Here is a 15,003-nt window from a genome sequence, read left to right as displayed (position 1 = left end):
CCTCGCCATGACGGACACGCTATGGAGACGCGGCCCGGGCAGCCATTCGGTTCAGGCGTTGCGCGGGATCGGTGCGGCCGATCGAGCCTGAGGCTCGGCATGAAAAAGGCCGGCCAGGTTTCCCTGGCCGGCCTGTTCCGGAGAAGGGGAAGGGCTTAGCCCGCCGCCTTCATGATCTCGTCCGCCACGTTGCGGGGGACGGGGTCGTAATGGTGGAACTGCATGGAGAAGGACGCACGGCCCTTCGTCATGCCACGCAGGTTGGAGATGTAGCCGAACATCTCCTTCAGCGGCACATGCGCGCGAACGATGACCGAGGTGCCGGCCATGTCCTGGTTCTGGATCACGCCGCGGCGGCGGTTGAGGTCGCCCACCACGTCACCGACGTGGTCCTGCGGCGTGGTCACCTCCACGTCCATGATTGGCTCGAGGATGACCGGGCCGGCCTTCTTCATGCCTTCGCGGAAGCAGGCCTTGGCGGCGATTTCGAAGGCCAGGGCCGACGAATCGACGTCGTGGTACTTGCCGTCCGAGAGGGTGAACTTGAAGTCCACCGTCGGGAAGCCGGCGAGCACGCCGGTGTCGGCCTGGACGCGGATGCCCTTGTCCACCGCCGGGATGTATTCCTTCGGCACCGCACCGCCGACGACCGCGTTCACGAACTCGATGCCCGTGTTGCGCTCCAGCGGCTCGAAGGTGACCTTCACCTCGGCGAACTGGCCCGAACCGCCCGACTGCTTCTTGTGGGTGTAGGTCTCGGTGTGCGCCTTGGTGATGGTCTCGCGATAGGCCACCTGCGGGGCGCCGATGTTGCAGTCCACGTTGTATTCGCGGCGCAGGCGATCGACGATGATCTCGAGGTGCAGCTCGCCCATGCCGGAGAGGATGGTCTGGCCGGTCTCCTGGTCGGTCTTCACGCGCAGCGAGGGGTCCTCGCCCGCCAGCTTGCCGAGGCCGATGGACATCTTCTCCACCGCGTCCTTGGTCTTGGGCTCGACCGAGATGTCGATCACGGGCACGGGGAAGGCCATGCGCTCGAGCACCACCGGGTCCTCGGCGGAGGCCAGCGTGTCACCCGTGCCGGTGTCCTTCAGGCCCACGAAGGCCGCGATGTCGCCGGCGACGACTTCCTTGATCTCCTCGCGCTTGTCGGCGTGCATCTGGAACATGCGGCCGATGCGCTCCTTGTGGCCCTTGGTCGTGTTCATGACCATGTCGCCCTGGCGCAGCACGCCCGAGTAGACGCGCACGAAGGTGAGGTTGCCGTACTTGTCGTTGATGATCTTGAAGGCGAGGCCGGCGAAGGGGCCGTCCGTCTTCACCGGGATGATGCGGCGCTCGGAATTCTCATCCTGGCCTTCCTCCGGGGCGACCTTGATGCCTTCCACGTCCACCGGGCTCGGCAGATAGTCGATCACGGCGTCGAGCAGCGGCTGCACGCCCTTGTTCTTGAAGGCGGAGCCGCAGAGCACCGGGCGGAACTCGCCCGAGATGGTGCCCTTCTTGATGCACTTCTTCAGCGTCTCGACCGAGACGTCGCCCTTCTCGAAATACTCTTCCATCGCCGCCTCATCGACGCCAACGACGGTGTCGAGCAGCTTCTGGCGGTATTCCGCGGCCTTGTCGGCCAGGTCGGCCGGGATCGGGCCGTATTCGAACTTGGCGCCCAGCTCATCGCCCTGCCAGGTGATGCCGCGCATCTCGACGAGGTCCACGACGCCCTTGAGCTGGTCCTCGATGCCGATCGGCAGCTGCAGCGCCACCCAGTTGATGCCGAGCTTCTCGGTGAGCGTCGCCGCGGCCTTGTAGAAATCGGCGCCGGTGCGGTCGAGCTTGTTGATGAAGATGATGCGCGGCACGTTGTAGCGATCCGCGAGGCGCCAGTTGGTCTCGGACTGCGGCTGCACGCCGGCCACGCCCTCGATGATGAAGACCGCGCCGTCGAGCACGCGCAGCGAGCGGTTCACCTCGATGTTGAAGTCGATGTGGCCGGGCGTGTCGATGATGTTGATGCGGTTGTCATTCCACATCGCGGTCACGGCGGCGGAGGTGATGGTGATCCCGCGCTCGCGCTCCTGCTCCATGTAGTCGGTCGTGGTGTTGCCGTCATGCACCTCGCCGATCTTGTGGCTCTTGCCGGTGTAGTAGAGGATTCGCTCGGTCGTCGTCGTCTTGCCCGCGTCGATATGCGCGGTGATGCCGATATTGCGAATCTTCTCGAGCGGTGAATGAGCCACGTCAGGCCTCCATGCGGCAAGGCAGGTCAGCGCCCATTTGGCGCCGCCTGCCCCTAGGTCTTGCGATCGGGATAAATCAGTGCAGCGGGAGATGCCCTCTCCCGCGGGAATTTGCAAGCGCTGCCCTGCGGGGCCGGCTTGCGCCGGACGCGGGGCCGGGGGCCTGCCTCAGCTCAGCCCGGCGCAGAAGCGCTGGATGCGGGTGCAGGCTTCCACCAGCGTCGCGTCATCCGTGGCATAGCTGATGCGGAAATGGCCCGGGAACATGAAGGCCGAGCCGTGGACCGCGGCCACCCCCTCCTCGTCCAGGAGGGCCTCCACGAAATCCGCGTCCGTCTCCAGCTTGCGGCCGCCCTTGGTGGTCTTGCCCAGGCAGGCGTTCAGCGAGGGATAGACGTAGAAGGCGCCCTCCGGCTTGTGGCAGCGCAGGCCGGGGGCCTGATTCAGCATCTCCACCACGAGGTTCCGGCGGCGCTCGAACACCTTGCCCATGGCGGCGACGGAGTCCTGCGGGCCGTTCAGCGCCTCGACAGCGGCGGCCTGGCTGATGCTGCTGGTGTTGCTGGTGCTCTGGCCCTGCAGCTTGTCCATCGCCTTGATGAGGGCGAGGGGGGCGCCGGCAAAGCCGATTCGCCAGCCGGTCATGGCATAGCCCTTGGAGCAGCCATTCATCGTGATGGTGCGGTCCCGCAGGCGCGGCTCGACCTCCACGATGGTGGCGGGCTTGAAGCCGTCGAAGGCCAGCTTCTCATAGATGTCGTCGGTGAAGATCCAGACATTGGGGTGGCGCAGCAGCACATCGGTGAGCTTTTTCAGCTCCTCGGCGTTGTAGGCGGCACCCGTCGGGTTGGAGGGGTTGTTCAGGATCAGCCACTTGGTCTTGGGCGTGATCGCGGCTTCCAGCTGCTCAGCCGACATCTTGAAGCCGGAATTCATTCCGCAGGGCACGAAGACGGGTACACCCTCGGCCAGCGCCACGATGTCCGGGTAGCTCACCCAGCAGGGGGTGGGGATGATCGCCTCATCGCCCGGGTTGATGGTCGCCAGCAGCGCGTTGAAGATCACCTGCTTGCCGCCGGTGGTGACGATGATCTCTTCCGGCTTGTACTCGATGCCATTGTCGCGCTTGAACTTGGCGGCGACCGCCTTGCGCAGCTCCATGGTGCCCGAGACGTCGGTGTACTTCGTCTCGCCGCGCTGGATGGCGGCGATGGCCGCGTCCTTGATGTTCTGGGGCGTGTCGAAATCGGGCTCGCCGACCGAGAGGCTGATCACGTCGCGACCGGCCGCCTTCAGGGCGCGGGCCTTGGCCGTGATGGTGATGGTCTGGGAGGGGGAGATGTTGTCGAGCCGATCGGCGGTGAGGTTCATGGTTGTCCGGTCCTGAAACTGCGGCCGGACCCTATTCCCGTGACGGGGGCGTTTCAACCCGGGCGCCCCCAACAAAAAAAGGCCGTCCCGAAGGACGGCCTTTCCGGAATTCAGCTCCGCGAAGCTCAGTGCTTCACGTCGGCCCAGATCTTGCGCTTCACCGCATAGACGAGGCCGCCCAGGATCGTCAGGAAGATCAGCACCTTCACGCCCATGGCGCGGCGGGCCTCCGTCTCGGGCTCGGCGGCCCAGGCGAGGAAGGTGGTCACGTCGCGGGACATCTGGTCCACGGTCGCCTTGGTGCCGTCGGCGTATTCGATCTGGTCGTCGTTCAGGACGTTCGGCATCGCGATCTGATGGCCCGGGAACCACGTATTGTAGTTCATGCCATCCATCATCACCATGCCGGCCGGCGGATCGGTGTAGCCGGTCAGCAGCGCGTGGATGTAGTTGGCGCCATCCGGACGCGCCTTCACCATCACCGAGAGGTCGGGCGGATAGGCGCCGTTATTGGCGGCGCGCGCGGCCTGCTCATTGGGGAAGGGGCGGCGGAAGCGGTCGGAGAGGCGGCCCGGGCGCTCGAACATCTGGCCCTCGTCGTTCGGGCCATCCGTCACGGTGAAGCTGGCCGCGATCTCACGCACCTGCTGCTCGGAGAGGCCGAGGTCGAGCAGGTTGCGATAGGACAGCTGCCGCATCGCGTGGCAGGCCGAGCAGACCTCCTTATAGACCTGGAAGCCGCGCTGGGCGGCCGCCCGGTCGAAGGTGCCGAACAGCGTGTTGAAGCTGAAATGCGCGTTCGGCGGCGTCGGGCCGGAGCCCGCCGCCAGCGCGGGCGCGCTGGCGACCAGGGGGAGGGCAACGGCGGCGGAGAGGGCGAAAGCCTTGAGGATACGCATGGTTCAGGCCTTTTCCATCGGCTTGGCGGCTGCGCCACCGGGGAGCGGCCCGCCACCAAGGTCAGCCTTGGCGCCAAGCACGGCACGGGAGATGCTCTCGGGCAGCTTCATCACGACTTCGAAGCGGCCCATCGCAGGGAGCACCACCAGGAAGTAGAGGAAGTAGAACATGGTGCAGATCTGGCTGATCAGCACGTAGGGCTGCTCGGCCGGCTTGGCGCCCACCCACATCAGGACGAAGAAGTTGATTGTCCACAGCATGAAGATGATGCGGGTGATCGGACGGAAGCGCAGCGAGCGCACCTTCGACGTGTCGAGCCAGGGCAGGAAGAACAGCACCACGATGGCGCCGCCCATCAGCAGCACGCCGCCCAGCTTGTCCGGCACCGCGCGCAGGATCGCGTAGAAGGGCAGGAAGTACCATTCGGGCACGATGTGGGCGGGCGTCACGAGCGGGTTGGCCGGGATGTAGTTGTCCGGATGGCCCAGATAGTTCGGCGCGAAGAAGACCAGCGCCGCGAAAACCGCCAGGTAGACCACGATGCCGACGCTGTCCTTGATCGTGTAGTAGGGGTGGAAGGGCAGCGTGTCCTGCGGGCCCTTGGGCTCGATGCCCAGCGGGTTGTTGGAGCCCGTGATGTGCAGGGCGGCCACGTGGAGGAACACCACGCCCACAATCACGAAGGGCAGGAGGTAGTGCAGCGAGAAGAAGCGGTTCAGCGTCGGGTTGTCCACCGAGAAGCCGCCCCAGAGATAGGTCACGATGGTCGGGCCGACCACGGGGATGGCGCTGAACAGGTTGGTGATGACGGTGGCGCCCCAGAAGGACATCTGGCCCCAGGGCAGCACGTAGCCCATGAAGGCGGTCGCCATCATCAGCAGGAAGATCACCACGCCCAGCATCCAGAGCAGCTCGCGCGGCGCCTTGTAGGAGCCGTAGTATAGGCCGCGCCAGATGTGCACATAGACCACGATGAAGAACATCGAGGCGCCGTTCATGTGAACGTAGCGGATCAGCCAGCCAAAGTTCACGTCGCGCATGATGCGCTCCACGCTGTCGAAGGCGTAGGCGGTGTGCGGCGTGTAGTTCATGGCGAGGAAGATGCCGGTCGCGATCATGATCATCAGGTTGATCATAGCGAGGGCGCCGAAGTTCCAGAAATAATTGAAGTTCCGGGGCGTCGGAAACACCCCGTACTCTTTCTGGATCATGGTGACGACCGGAAGGCGCTGGTCGATCCAGCGCAGGACCGGGTTGGTAACCTGAGAGTCGTGCAGGCCGCTGGCCATGGTGCTCGTCCTCTAATTGAAAGCCCCGGGTGGGGAAGTGAGGCAGCGTGGGACCATACCCCGCGCCCGATGATGCTCAGCCGATGCGGATCGCCCGGTCCGAGGTGAAGGTGTAGTCGGGGACCACGAGGTTGGTCGGCGCGGGTCCTTTGCGGATGCGGGCCGAGGTGTCGTAGTGGCTGCCATGGCAGGGGCAGAACCAGCCATTGTAGTCACCCTTGGCATCCGTGGACTTCTGGCCGAGCGGCACGCAGCCCAGATGGGTGCAGACGCCGACCACGACCAGCCAGGGGTCGCGGCGCACGCGCGACTGGTCGGTCGCGGGGTCCTTCAGCTCGCTCATTGGGGTGGCGCGGGCCGCCTGGATTTCCTCGGCCGTCCGGTTGCGCACGAAGACCGGCTTGCCGCGCCACATCACGGTGACGCTCTGGCCGACGGCGATGGGTGAGAGATCCACCTCCGTGCTGGCCAAAGCCAGAACGTCTTTCGAAGGAGCCAGCGAGCCGATGAAGGGCCAGGCGATTGCGCCGACACCCACTGCGGCGAAGGCCGCCGTCGTCAGGGAGAGAAAATCGCGTTTGGTGACCTCCGGGGCCGTACCCCCGCCCGTCGCCTGCGATGCCATCGAGTCCGCCATCCAGCCCACCTTTTGCCCCGCCGGATCATCCGGCTGAAACCCACCATGACAGGCGGCGCGCAAGCCTCTGCCTGCGCTCCACCTTCAGCTTGCTGCCTATTAGGGATGCTTCCGGAAACTGGCAACCACGCCCGGCCTTAAGAAGGCGCAATCGCCAGGGGAAATTCCCCCCGCTGGCCGCCGCGGGACTTGGTGATAGGCTCCCTTCATGAACGAAGCCCAAACCGCCCCCAACCCCGCCCCGAATCGTCCTCCCCTGGCCCATCCGCTGGCGAAGCCCGCCGAGGCTTGGTTCGCGGAATTGCGCGATCGGATCTGCGCCGCCTTCGAATCCCTGGAAGACGCGCTCGAGAGCGGCCCCCATGCTGAGCTCCCGGCCGGGCGGTTCACCTATACGCCCTGGCAGCGCCCCGAGGGCGGCGGCGGCACCATGGGCCTGATGCGCGGCCGCGTCTTCGAGAAGGTCGGCGTGAACATCTCGACCGTCCATGGGGAGTTCAGCCCCGAATTTCGCAAACAGATCCCCGGCGCGGAGGAAGACCCCCGATTCCTCGCCACTGGCATCTCCCTGGTCGCGCACCCGCGCTCGCCCCGCGCGGCGACAGCGCATATGAACACCCGCTTCATCCTGACCACCCGCGCCTGGTTCGGCGGCGGGGGCGACATCACGCCGATGAACCTGACCTCGCCCGAGAGCCTGGAGGATGCGGCCTTCTTCCACGCGGCCTATCAGCGCGCCTGCGACAAGCACGACCCGAGCTACTACCCGCGCTTCAAGCAATGGTGCGAGGAGTATTTCTTCCTGCCGCACCGGGGCGAGACGCGCGGCCTGGGCGGAATCTTCTATGACTGGCTGGGCGACCGGACGCCGGGGCGGGGGGCGGAGCTGGACTTCGCCTTCACCCAGGATGTCGGGCGCGCCTTCCTTGAATCCTATCCCGAGATCGTCCGGCGCCGCATGCACGAGGCCTGGACGCCGGAGGAGCGGCAGCACCAACTGCTGCGCCGCGGCCGCTATGTGGAGTTCAACCTCCTGCACGACCGCGGCACGATCTTCGGCCTCAAGACCGGCGGCAATGTCGAAGCCATCCTCATGAGCCTGCCGCCGGAGGCCGCCTGGTAGCCATCCGCCCTTACTGGATGCGGATGTTCCGGCTGCGGACCACCGCGCCCCATTTGGCGCTCTCGGCCGAAGCATAGGCGCCCCATTCGGCCAGCGGCCGGGTCTCGGCCGTCACCGCCAGCGCATCCAGGCGGGGCTGGATGTCGGGGGCGCGGAGCGCGGCGCGGCTGGCGGCGTTCAGCCGTTCCAGGATGGCGGGCGGCGTGCCCGCTGGCGCCAGCATCGCGACATGCTCGACGATCTCGACATCCGGGAAGCCCTGCTCCCGGAAGGTGGGGACGTTGGGCGCGAGAGGGCTGCGCGTGGCCGAAGCGACGCCCAGCGCCCGCAACTCGCCGGAGTTGATGAAGCCCATCACCGCCGCGGCGGGCATGAAGACCATCCCGGCCTCGCCCGCCACGACCGCCTGCACGGCCGGGCCGCCGCCCCGGTAGCCGACTTCCAGCACCTCGATGCCGGCCGATTGCAGCAGCATCTCGGTCGCGAGGTGAGACGTGGCGCCCACGCTCGCATTGGCATAGGTCAGCCGGGCATTTGGGCGCCGGGCCAGGGCGACGTATTCCGCGACCGTGGTGGCCGGCGAACTGCGATGCACCAACATGAAGATGGGCATGGAGACCAGCAGGCCCACGCCCACGAAGTCGCGCTCGGTGTTGTAGGGCAGCTGGTAGAGGTGTGGCGCCACGGCGTAGGTGCTGTTGGGCGCGATCACCACGGTGTAGCCGTCGGGCCGGGCGCGGGCGGCGACGGCCATGCCGATCGTTCCATTGGCCCCCACGCGGTTGTCCACCGGGAAGGGCTGGCCGAGGTCAGCCGACAGGCGCTGGCTCAGCACCCGGGCGAAGGCATCGGTCGGCCCGCCCGGACCCCAGGGGACGATGACGGTCACCGGGCGTGAGGGATAGGCCTCCTGAGCCAGGGCCGGCGCGGCGAGGCCCAGGGAGGCGGCGATCAGGCCGCGGCGGGGCAGGTGCATGGGTTCGTTTCCTTCAGGCGATGTCCGGCGGCAGGCCCGCCCAGATTTCTTCAGGAGTCGGTGCCCGGGGGATGAGGCCCTGGCGGACGGCGTGGCAGGCGGCGAAGGCGATGGCCGGCATCATGGCGACGCGCCCGCGCTGCGGGGCCTCGCCGGCTGCATCCATCAGGCGCAGCACGGCGGCGGCATGGGCCGCGCGGTCGGCTCGGATGACCAGCAGGTGATTGATGGGGGTGAAGCCGTGGCGGCGGATGAACTCGGCCCCGGCTGCCGCCGCATCGGGGAAGACGGGGCGCAGCCAATCGCCTGTCGGCGCATCGGCGCCGGAGATGATGGCGTCGAGCTCGCCAGCTTCCAGCATCTTCACCATGTCGCTGCCGGCGGAGGCGCGTGTGGCGAAGGGCGGGTCCTGGCATTCGGCGACATGCGGGTCCTCGAAGGTGACCCAATGCACGCTCTCGGGCTCCACGCCATGCGCATCCTGCAGGATGCCGCGGAGCCAGAGGCCGGTGGTCTGGCTATAGGCGCGCACGCCGACGCGCTTGCCGGCGAGATCTTCGGGGCCACGGATGCCGGAATCGGCGCGGCAGAAGAGCGAGCCCTCCTGGAGGCGAGCCGCCAGCACGCGTGGCAGGAGGAGGATCGGCTTGCCATGCGCCCAGGCCTGGAGCCAGGTGGCGATGGCCATCTCGCTCACCTCGAAGCGCCCCTCCCGTACCATGGGCGCGAAGGCGCGGCTGATATTGGGGAAGGGGGCGCAGTCGAGCGCCACCTCCGGGTCCGTCACGGTGCCGTCGAGCAGCGCCGCGGTGTGCGGATAGGTGCCGATCGCGGCCGAGAGGCGCATTACACCAGCCGTTCGACGACGTGGGGAAAGACGCTGGCATAGCCCTCGCCCCAGGTGATGCTCTTGTCACTGTTGCGGGCGGCCTGGGCGCCGCGCTGCTGGGCGACACGGGTGTAGTACTCCCAGAGGTGTTCCTGGCCCGCCATGCATTCGATGGCGGCGCGCTTCTGGGCCCAGACGGGGCCGATATCGAGCAGCACATCGGGCTTCCAGTTGCACTGCTCGGGCTGGTGCGGCTCGAAGAGGAAGACGGGCGGGGCGCCCAGGACCTTCTGGCCCGGATTATGGCCATGCGCCTGGGCCGTGATGCGGGCGTGCTGCGCGAAATCCGTCACGGCCGGGTGATCCCAATTGTAGAGATCCTCCTTGCTGTGCGTCAGGATGAATTTGGGATGGATGGCGCGCATCACATCTACCATGCGGAACAGGCTCTCGCGCTCCAGCGTGATGGGGTAGTCGCCCAAATCCCAGAATTGCAGGTCATGGACGCCGAGCACCTTGGCCGCGGCCTCCGCCTCCTTCTGGCGTTCGGCCTTCACGCGCTCCAGCGTCATGCCGGGCTGGCGCCACAGCTTGGCGCTTTCGCCGCGCTCGCCATAGCTCAGGCAGACCACGGTCACCTCGAAGCCGGCGGCGGCGTGCAGCGCGATGGCGCCGCCGGCGCGCCAGACGAAATCGGCCGAATGGGCGGAGATGACGAGTGCGGTGGGCTTGCTCATGACTTGTTCTTCTCAGGCAAAGGTGGCGTGGCGTAGGTGCGGAAGCTGTCGGAGAGTTGCAGTCCCCAGGCCTGGCCCTTGTTCCGCTCGGCCTGGCTCCAGGTGATGGTCTTCCAATCGGGCGCCAGAACAAGCCGGGCGCCGGAATGGGCGAATTCGATGCGGTTGCCGCCGGGCTCGACCACATAGAGGAAGAAGGTCTGCTGGATGGCGTGCTTGTGCGGGCCGTTCTCGATGGGGATGCCGGCATCCAGGAACGTGTCGGCGGCCTGGAGGATGGCCTCGCGGCTGTCCAGTGCGAAGGTGATGTGGTGGAGGCGGCCATGCACGCCGTTCGCCTCGCGGCCATAGGCCACGTCGTAGGATTTGTTGGTGGCGGTAAGCCACATCCCCATCTCGACGCCATTGTCGAACACGATCCGCTCGGTGCAGCGCAGACCCAGGTTGCGCTGGAAGAATTCGCGGCAGGCGGCGACATCCACGGCGAGGCAATTATAGTGGTCAAGCCGGCGGACATTCACGCCACGAGCGGGGTAGCGCTCGGCCTGGTTGCGCAGCGCGGGGCGGCGTTCGGGCGGGGCCTCGTACCAGGTCGTGTCGTGGTAGAGCTCCACCATATGCCCGTCCGGGTCGCGGAAGCGGTGGGCGGCGCCATGGCCGAAGCTGCTGCCCTCCAAGGTCGTCACCTCCACCCCATCGGCGCGCAGTGCCGCGAGGCGGCGGGCGAGCGCCTGGGGGCTGCGGGTGCGCCAGCCGGCGTGGCCGAGGCCGGAGGTCTTCGCCGCGGTGAGTTGCAGGGAATAGGTCTCGTAATCATCCCAGCCGCGCAGGAAGACGCTGTCACCCTGGGTCCCGCTGACCGTCATGCCCAGGATGTCACGGAAAAAGGCCAGGCTTTCCTGAGGCTTGGGCGTCAGCAGCTCGATATGGCCGAGATGCGCCACATCCATGATGGGTTCGGCCGGTTCCACTGTTTCTCTCCCTTGACGCCTTGCTTCTAGCCGGGGCGCGGGCGCGCTGTCCTATGGATTTTGCGGCGTGAGCTATTCGCATCGGGAATAGGGGCGAGGCCCTGCGCCGCGATCTCGGCGAGATGGGCGCGCAGTGCCGCCACGAAGGCCTGGCCGGCTTCCGGCAGAGGGCGGTCGGCGGGCAGGATCAGGCCGGCGGGGCGGGGCGGGGCTTCCTCGGCCAGCGGCAGCACGCCGAGCGCGCCCCGCAGCAGATCCCCCACCATCATCAGCCGCGGCATGACGGCGACCATGTCGCTCGCCAGCAGCATCTCGCGGATGAAGCCGTAGCTGCTGGAGCGCAGGGGCGCCTCGGTGGTGAGGCCCAGCGCCGCCAGGCGTTCGTCGATCTCGAGGCCGACGCGCTGGCTGACCGTGGGCAGGATCAGCTCGCAGCCGGAGAGCGCCTCGCGCGTCACGGGCCGGCCGAAGAGCGGGTGGCCCTGGCGGGCGAGGAAGGAAATGGGCTCCTCCCACAGCGCCTCGCGCAGGAAGCCGTCCGGGGTGGGGGGCGGGTAGAGGCGGCCGAGGATCAGATCGATTTCGCCGGCCGCCAGCAGGGGCAGCAGCTCCTCCATGCGGCCCTGCTGGAGGCGAAGCTGGATGTCGGGCCGGCTCTGCTTCAGGCGGATCAGGGCGCCGGGCAGCACGCCGACGGCGGCCACCGGCAGGACGCCGACGGCCAACTGGGCACCGGCCAGGTGGTCCAGCGCCTCCTCCGCGCGATGCAGCTCGGCCAGGACACGGCGGGCCAGGCGGGTGATGACGAGGCCGGCCTCGGTGGGGCGCACGCCGCGGGCGTGGCGGATGAAGAGGCGGGCGCCGATCACCTGCTCGGCCTCCTGCAGGCTGCGGGTCAGCGCCGGCTGGCCGAGGCCGAGGCGCGTGGCGGCGCGCAGCAGGCTGCCCTGCGCCTCGACCGCGTCGATGACGCGCAGCCATTGCAGCTTCAGGCGGCGGTCGAGATGGCGGCGCATGGCGGAAAGCTATCAAGAATCCGCATGGCCAGCCAGGGTGGCGCGCTTCCGCGCTAGCCATCCGGCGCGCGCCGGGCTATGCGGGGCGCCATCATGTCCACCATCCTCACCATCATCTTCCTGCTGGTCACCCTGGCGCTGATCGGGGTCATCCTCGTGCAGCGCAGCGAGGGCGGCGGGCTTGGCATCGGCTCCTCGCAGGGCATGGGCTCCTTCATGGGCGGGCGCGGCACGGCCAACCTGCTGACGCGCACCACGGCCATCCTGGGCACCATCTTCTTCGTCCTGGCGCTGATCCTGGCCCTGCTGGACCGCGGCACTGCGGTGAACCGCTCCATCCTCGACGCGCCGGCCCCCGTGATCGCGCCGACCGCGCCTGCGCTGCCCGCGGTTCCGACGAACTGATCAGCCCTGCGATTTAGGGGGGTGTGACACGGCCACGGAAGTGGCTATGACGACCTCCCATGGCACGGTTCGTATTCATCACCGGTGGCGTGGTTTCCTCGCTTGGCAAGGGCATCGCGGCAGCGTCCCTTGGCGCACTCCTTCAGGCCCGCGGCTATCGCGTCCGGCTTCGCAAGCTGGACCCGTATCTGAACGTGGACCCGGGCACGATGTCGCCCTACCAGCATGGCGAGGTCTTCGTGACCGATGACGGGGCCGAGACCGACCTCGACCTCGGCCATTACGAGCGCTTCACCGGCGTGCATGCCAACAAGGCGGACAACTGGACCACGGGCCGCCTCTATTCCGAGGTGATCGCAAAGGAGCGGCGCGGCGACTATCTGGGCGCCACCGTCCAGGTGATTCCGCACATCACGGACGCCATCAAGGAAGCCGTCGTCGCCGGCACGGATGATTACGATTTCATCCTGGTCGAGGTCGGAGGCACGGTGGGCGACATCGAGTCGCTGCCTTTCCTGGAAGCCATCCGCCAGCTCGCGAACGAGCTGGGCCCGACGCGCAGCCTCTTCGTCCACCTGACGCTGGTGCCCTACATCCCGTCGGCCGGTGAGTTGAAGACCAAGCCCACGCAGCACTCGGTGAAGGAACTGCTCGGCGTCGGCATCCAGCCGCAGATCCTGCTCTGCCGCTGCGACCGGCCGATCCCGGAGAATGAGCGCCGCAAGATCGCGCTCTTCTGCAACGTCCGCCCCGAGAGCGTGATCCCGGCCTATGACGCGAGCAGCATCTATGCCGTGCCGGGCAGTTATCACCGCGAGGGCCTTGATCGCGAGGTGCTGCGTCACTTCAACCTCTCGATCTATGGCGAGCCCGATCTCTCCGCCTGGGAGCGGGTGGTGCAGCGCATCACGGCCCCCGAGGGCGAGGTGACCATCGCCGTGGTGGGTAAGTACACCGGCCTGCTCGACGCCTATAAGTCGCTGAATGAGGCGCTGGCCCATGGCGGCATCGCGCACAACATGCGCGTGAAGCTCGACTGGGTGGATAGCGAGATCTTCGAGCGCGAGGAGGGCGAGGTCATGCGCCGGCTGGATGGGGTGCATGGCATCCTCGTCCCCGGCGGCTTCGGCGAGCGCGGCACGGGCGGCAAGATCCAGGCGGTGCGGTTCGCGCGCGAGAAGAAGATCCCCTTCCTCGGCATCTGCTTCGGCATGCAGATGGCGGTGATCGAGGCGGCGCGGAACCTGCTCAACATCCCGGCGGCCTCCAGCACCGAATTCGGCCCTTGCGCCGAGCCGGTGGTGGGGCTGATGACCGAGTGGGTGCGCGGGAACCAACGCGAGCAGCGCGATGCGAGCGGCGACCTCGGCGGCACCATGCGCCTTGGCGCATATCCCGCCGTGCTGGCCGATGAGTCGCTCGTGTGCAGCGTCTATGGCGCCAACCGCATCGAGGAACGCCACCGTCATCGCTTCGAGGTGAATGTCGCCTATCGCGAGCGGCTGGAGGCGGCCGGCTTGCGCTTCTCCGGCATGTCGCCCGACGGGCTGCTGCCCGAGATCGTGGAATATCCGGACCATCCCTGGTTCATCGGCGTGCAGTTCCACCCGGAGCTGAAGTCCAAGCCCTTCGCGCCGCATCCGCTCTTCGCGGGCTTCGTGGGGGCCGCGGTGCGCCAGGCGAGGCTCGTCTGATGGATGTGACCATCCGGGACCTGGTGATCGGGCAGACGCGCCCGCTCGCCTTCATCTGCGGCCCCTGCCAGATCGAGAGCCGGGCGCATGCGCTGGAGATGGCCGACGCCATCGCCGCCATGGCGCGCGAGGCGGGCGTGCCGATGATCTACAAATCCTCCTTCGACAAGGCGAACCGCACCAGCGTGAACGCGGCGCGCGGCATCGGCCTCACCGAAGGCCTCGCCATCCTGGCCGAGGTGCGGGAGCGCACGGGGCTGCCGGTGCTGACCGATGTCCACACCGCCGAGCAATGCGCCCCCGCCGCCGAGGCGGTGGATGTGCTGCAGATCCCGGCCTTCCTCTCCCGCCAGACCGACCTGCTGCTCGCCGCCGGCGAGACGGGGGCCGCGGTGAATGTGAAGAAGGGCCAGTTCCTGGCGCCCTGGGACATGAAGAACGTGGCCGCCAAGATCGCGTCCACCGGCAACCAGCGCATCCTGCTCTGCGAGCGGGGGGCGAGCTTCGGCTACAACACGCTGGTATCGGACATGCGCAGCCTGCCGATCATGGCCGAGACGGGCTACCCCGTGGTCTATGATGCGACGCATAGCGTGCAGCAGCCGGGCGGGCAGGGCGGTTCCTCCGGCGGGCAGCGCGAATTCGCGCCCGTGCTGGCACGCGCCGCCGTCGCCGTGGGTGTCGCCGCCGTCTTCATCGAGTGCCACGAGAACCCGGATGCGGCGCCGAGCGATGGCCCGAACATGATCCCGCTGCGGGAGATGCCGGCGCTGATCGCGCGCCTCAAGGCCTTCGACCAGCTCAGCAAGGGCTGAGGC

At 67.6% G+C, this 15,003-nt stretch carries 14 protein-coding genes; 4 read left to right on the top strand and 10 right to left on the bottom strand.

Going from position 1 to position 15,003, the window contains the following annotated elements; genetic code table 11:
* Positions 1-155 precede the first annotated feature (155 nt).
* From fusA to petA, 5 genes are all read right to left on the bottom strand, one after another.
* Entirely contained in the window at positions 156-2,237 is a 2,082-nt protein-coding gene (gene fusA, locus KTR66_RS04445) for an elongation factor G (protein WP_213610852.1), read from the bottom strand.
* Between the two features lie 168 nt (positions 2,238-2,405).
* Complete coding sequence (locus tag KTR66_RS04440; RefSeq protein ID WP_213610851.1) at positions 2,406-3,608, bottom strand: pyridoxal phosphate-dependent aminotransferase; 1,203 nt, start codon at positions 3,606-3,608, stop codon at positions 2,406-2,408.
* A 125-nt stretch (positions 3,609-3,733) separates the two neighbouring features.
* Positions 3,734-4,507, bottom strand: coding sequence for a cytochrome c1 (locus KTR66_RS04435; protein WP_213610850.1), 774 nt, complete (start codon positions 4,505-4,507; stop codon positions 3,734-3,736).
* A 3-nt stretch (positions 4,508-4,510) separates the two neighbouring features.
* Positions 4,511-5,797 (bottom strand): cytochrome b/b6, encoded by a 1,287-nt coding sequence (locus tag KTR66_RS04430; protein WP_213610849.1) that lies wholly within the window; start codon positions 5,795-5,797, stop codon positions 4,511-4,513.
* Positions 5,798-5,873: 76 nt separating this feature from the next.
* Positions 5,874-6,434 carry a ubiquinol-cytochrome c reductase iron-sulfur subunit gene (gene petA, locus KTR66_RS04425; protein WP_213610848.1) on the bottom strand — a complete coding sequence of 187 codons (561 nt, stop codon included), beginning with the start codon at positions 6,432-6,434 and terminating at the stop codon, positions 5,874-5,876.
* A gap of 208 nt (positions 6,435-6,642) precedes the next feature.
* Between petA and hemF the strand changes: the two genes are divergently transcribed.
* A complete protein-coding gene (hemF, locus tag KTR66_RS04420; protein WP_213610847.1) occupies positions 6,643-7,557 on the top strand; it encodes an oxygen-dependent coproporphyrinogen oxidase in 915 nt (304 codons plus the stop codon).
* A gap of 10 nt (positions 7,558-7,567) precedes the next feature.
* On the opposite strand, the gene KTR66_RS04415 is transcribed toward hemF, so the two are convergent.
* The 5 genes from KTR66_RS04415 to KTR66_RS04395 are packed head-to-tail and all read right to left on the bottom strand — an operon-like array spanning position 7,568 to position 12,086.
* Positions 7,568-8,533 (bottom strand): tripartite tricarboxylate transporter substrate binding protein, encoded by a 966-nt coding sequence (locus tag KTR66_RS04415; RefSeq protein WP_213610846.1) that lies wholly within the window; start codon positions 8,531-8,533, stop codon positions 7,568-7,570.
* Between the two features lie 13 nt (positions 8,534-8,546).
* A complete protein-coding gene (locus tag KTR66_RS04410; protein WP_213610844.1) occupies positions 8,547-9,380 on the bottom strand; it encodes an ABC transporter substrate-binding protein in 834 nt (277 codons plus the stop codon).
* Positions 9,380-10,099: a PIG-L deacetylase family protein gene (locus tag KTR66_RS04405; protein WP_213610842.1), complete on the bottom strand. Its 720-nt coding sequence runs from the start codon at positions 10,097-10,099 to the stop codon at positions 9,380-9,382. The genes KTR66_RS04410 and KTR66_RS04405 overlap by 1 nt, the downstream gene beginning before the upstream one ends.
* Entirely contained in the window at positions 10,096-11,070 is a 975-nt protein-coding gene (locus tag KTR66_RS04400) for a VOC family protein (protein ID WP_371819022.1), read from the bottom strand. Before KTR66_RS04400 ends, KTR66_RS04405 begins: the two co-directional genes overlap by 4 nt.
* Before the next feature lie 26 nt (positions 11,071-11,096).
* Positions 11,097-12,086 (bottom strand): LysR substrate-binding domain-containing protein, encoded by a 990-nt coding sequence (locus KTR66_RS04395; protein ID WP_213610840.1) that lies wholly within the window; start codon positions 12,084-12,086, stop codon positions 11,097-11,099.
* A 93-nt stretch (positions 12,087-12,179) separates the two neighbouring features.
* Between KTR66_RS04395 and secG the strand changes: the two genes are divergently transcribed.
* The 3 genes from secG to kdsA are packed head-to-tail and all read left to right on the top strand — an operon-like array spanning position 12,180 to position 15,000.
* Complete coding sequence (gene secG, locus KTR66_RS04390; RefSeq protein ID WP_213610838.1) at positions 12,180-12,491, top strand: preprotein translocase subunit SecG; 312 nt, start codon at positions 12,180-12,182, stop codon at positions 12,489-12,491.
* 59 nt (positions 12,492-12,550) lie between these two features.
* A complete protein-coding gene (locus KTR66_RS04385) occupies positions 12,551-14,185 on the top strand; it encodes a CTP synthase (RefSeq protein WP_213610836.1) in 1,635 nt (544 codons plus the stop codon).
* On the top strand, positions 14,185-15,000 hold the full coding sequence (gene kdsA, locus KTR66_RS04380; protein ID WP_213610834.1) for a 3-deoxy-8-phosphooctulonate synthase: 816 nt from the start codon (positions 14,185-14,187) through the stop codon (positions 14,998-15,000). The genes KTR66_RS04385 and kdsA overlap by 1 nt, the downstream gene beginning before the upstream one ends.
* The last annotated feature ends 3 nt before the right edge of the window (positions 15,001-15,003 follow it).

The organism is Roseococcus sp. SDR, assembly GCF_019083995.1.
GTDB lineage: Bacteria > Pseudomonadota > Alphaproteobacteria > Acetobacterales > Acetobacteraceae > Roseococcus.
The sequence above is the reverse complement of the archived record's forward strand: the minus strand, read 5'-3'. Positions and strand labels throughout refer to the sequence as shown.

What these genes read in the sequence shown, in the direction of transcription:
- KTR66_RS04440 (WP_213610851.1), bottom strand. Translation starts at nt 3,608, where the DNA reads ATGAACCTCACCGCCGATCGGCTCGACAACATCTCCCCCTCCCAGACC.
- KTR66_RS04435 (WP_213610850.1), bottom strand. Translation starts at nt 4,507, where the DNA reads ATGCGTATCCTCAAGGCTTTCGCCCTCTCCGCCGCCGTTGCCCTCCCC.
- KTR66_RS04430 (WP_213610849.1), bottom strand. Translation starts at nt 5,797, where the DNA reads ATGGCCAGCGGCCTGCACGACTCTCAGGTTACCAACCCGGTCCTGCGC.
- petA (WP_213610848.1), bottom strand. Translation starts at nt 6,434, where the DNA reads ATGGCGGACTCGATGGCATCGCAGGCGACGGGCGGGGGTACGGCCCCG.
- hemF (WP_213610847.1), top strand. Translation starts at nt 6,643, where the DNA reads ATGAACGAAGCCCAAACCGCCCCCAACCCCGCCCCGAATCGTCCTCCC.
- KTR66_RS04415 (WP_213610846.1), bottom strand. Translation starts at nt 8,533, where the DNA reads ATGCACCTGCCCCGCCGCGGCCTGATCGCCGCCTCCCTGGGCCTCGCC.
- KTR66_RS04410 (WP_213610844.1), bottom strand. Translation starts at nt 9,380, where the DNA reads ATGCGCCTCTCGGCCGCGATCGGCACCTATCCGCACACCGCGGCGCTG.
- KTR66_RS04405 (WP_213610842.1), bottom strand. Translation starts at nt 10,099, where the DNA reads ATGAGCAAGCCCACCGCACTCGTCATCTCCGCCCATTCGGCCGATTTC.
- KTR66_RS04395 (WP_213610840.1), bottom strand. Translation starts at nt 12,086, where the DNA reads ATGCGCCGCCATCTCGACCGCCGCCTGAAGCTGCAATGGCTGCGCGTC.
- secG (WP_213610838.1), top strand. Translation starts at nt 12,180, where the DNA reads ATGTCCACCATCCTCACCATCATCTTCCTGCTGGTCACCCTGGCGCTG.
- KTR66_RS04385 (WP_213610836.1), top strand. Translation starts at nt 12,551, where the DNA reads ATGGCACGGTTCGTATTCATCACCGGTGGCGTGGTTTCCTCGCTTGGC.
- kdsA (WP_213610834.1), top strand. Translation starts at nt 14,185, where the DNA reads ATGGATGTGACCATCCGGGACCTGGTGATCGGGCAGACGCGCCCGCTC.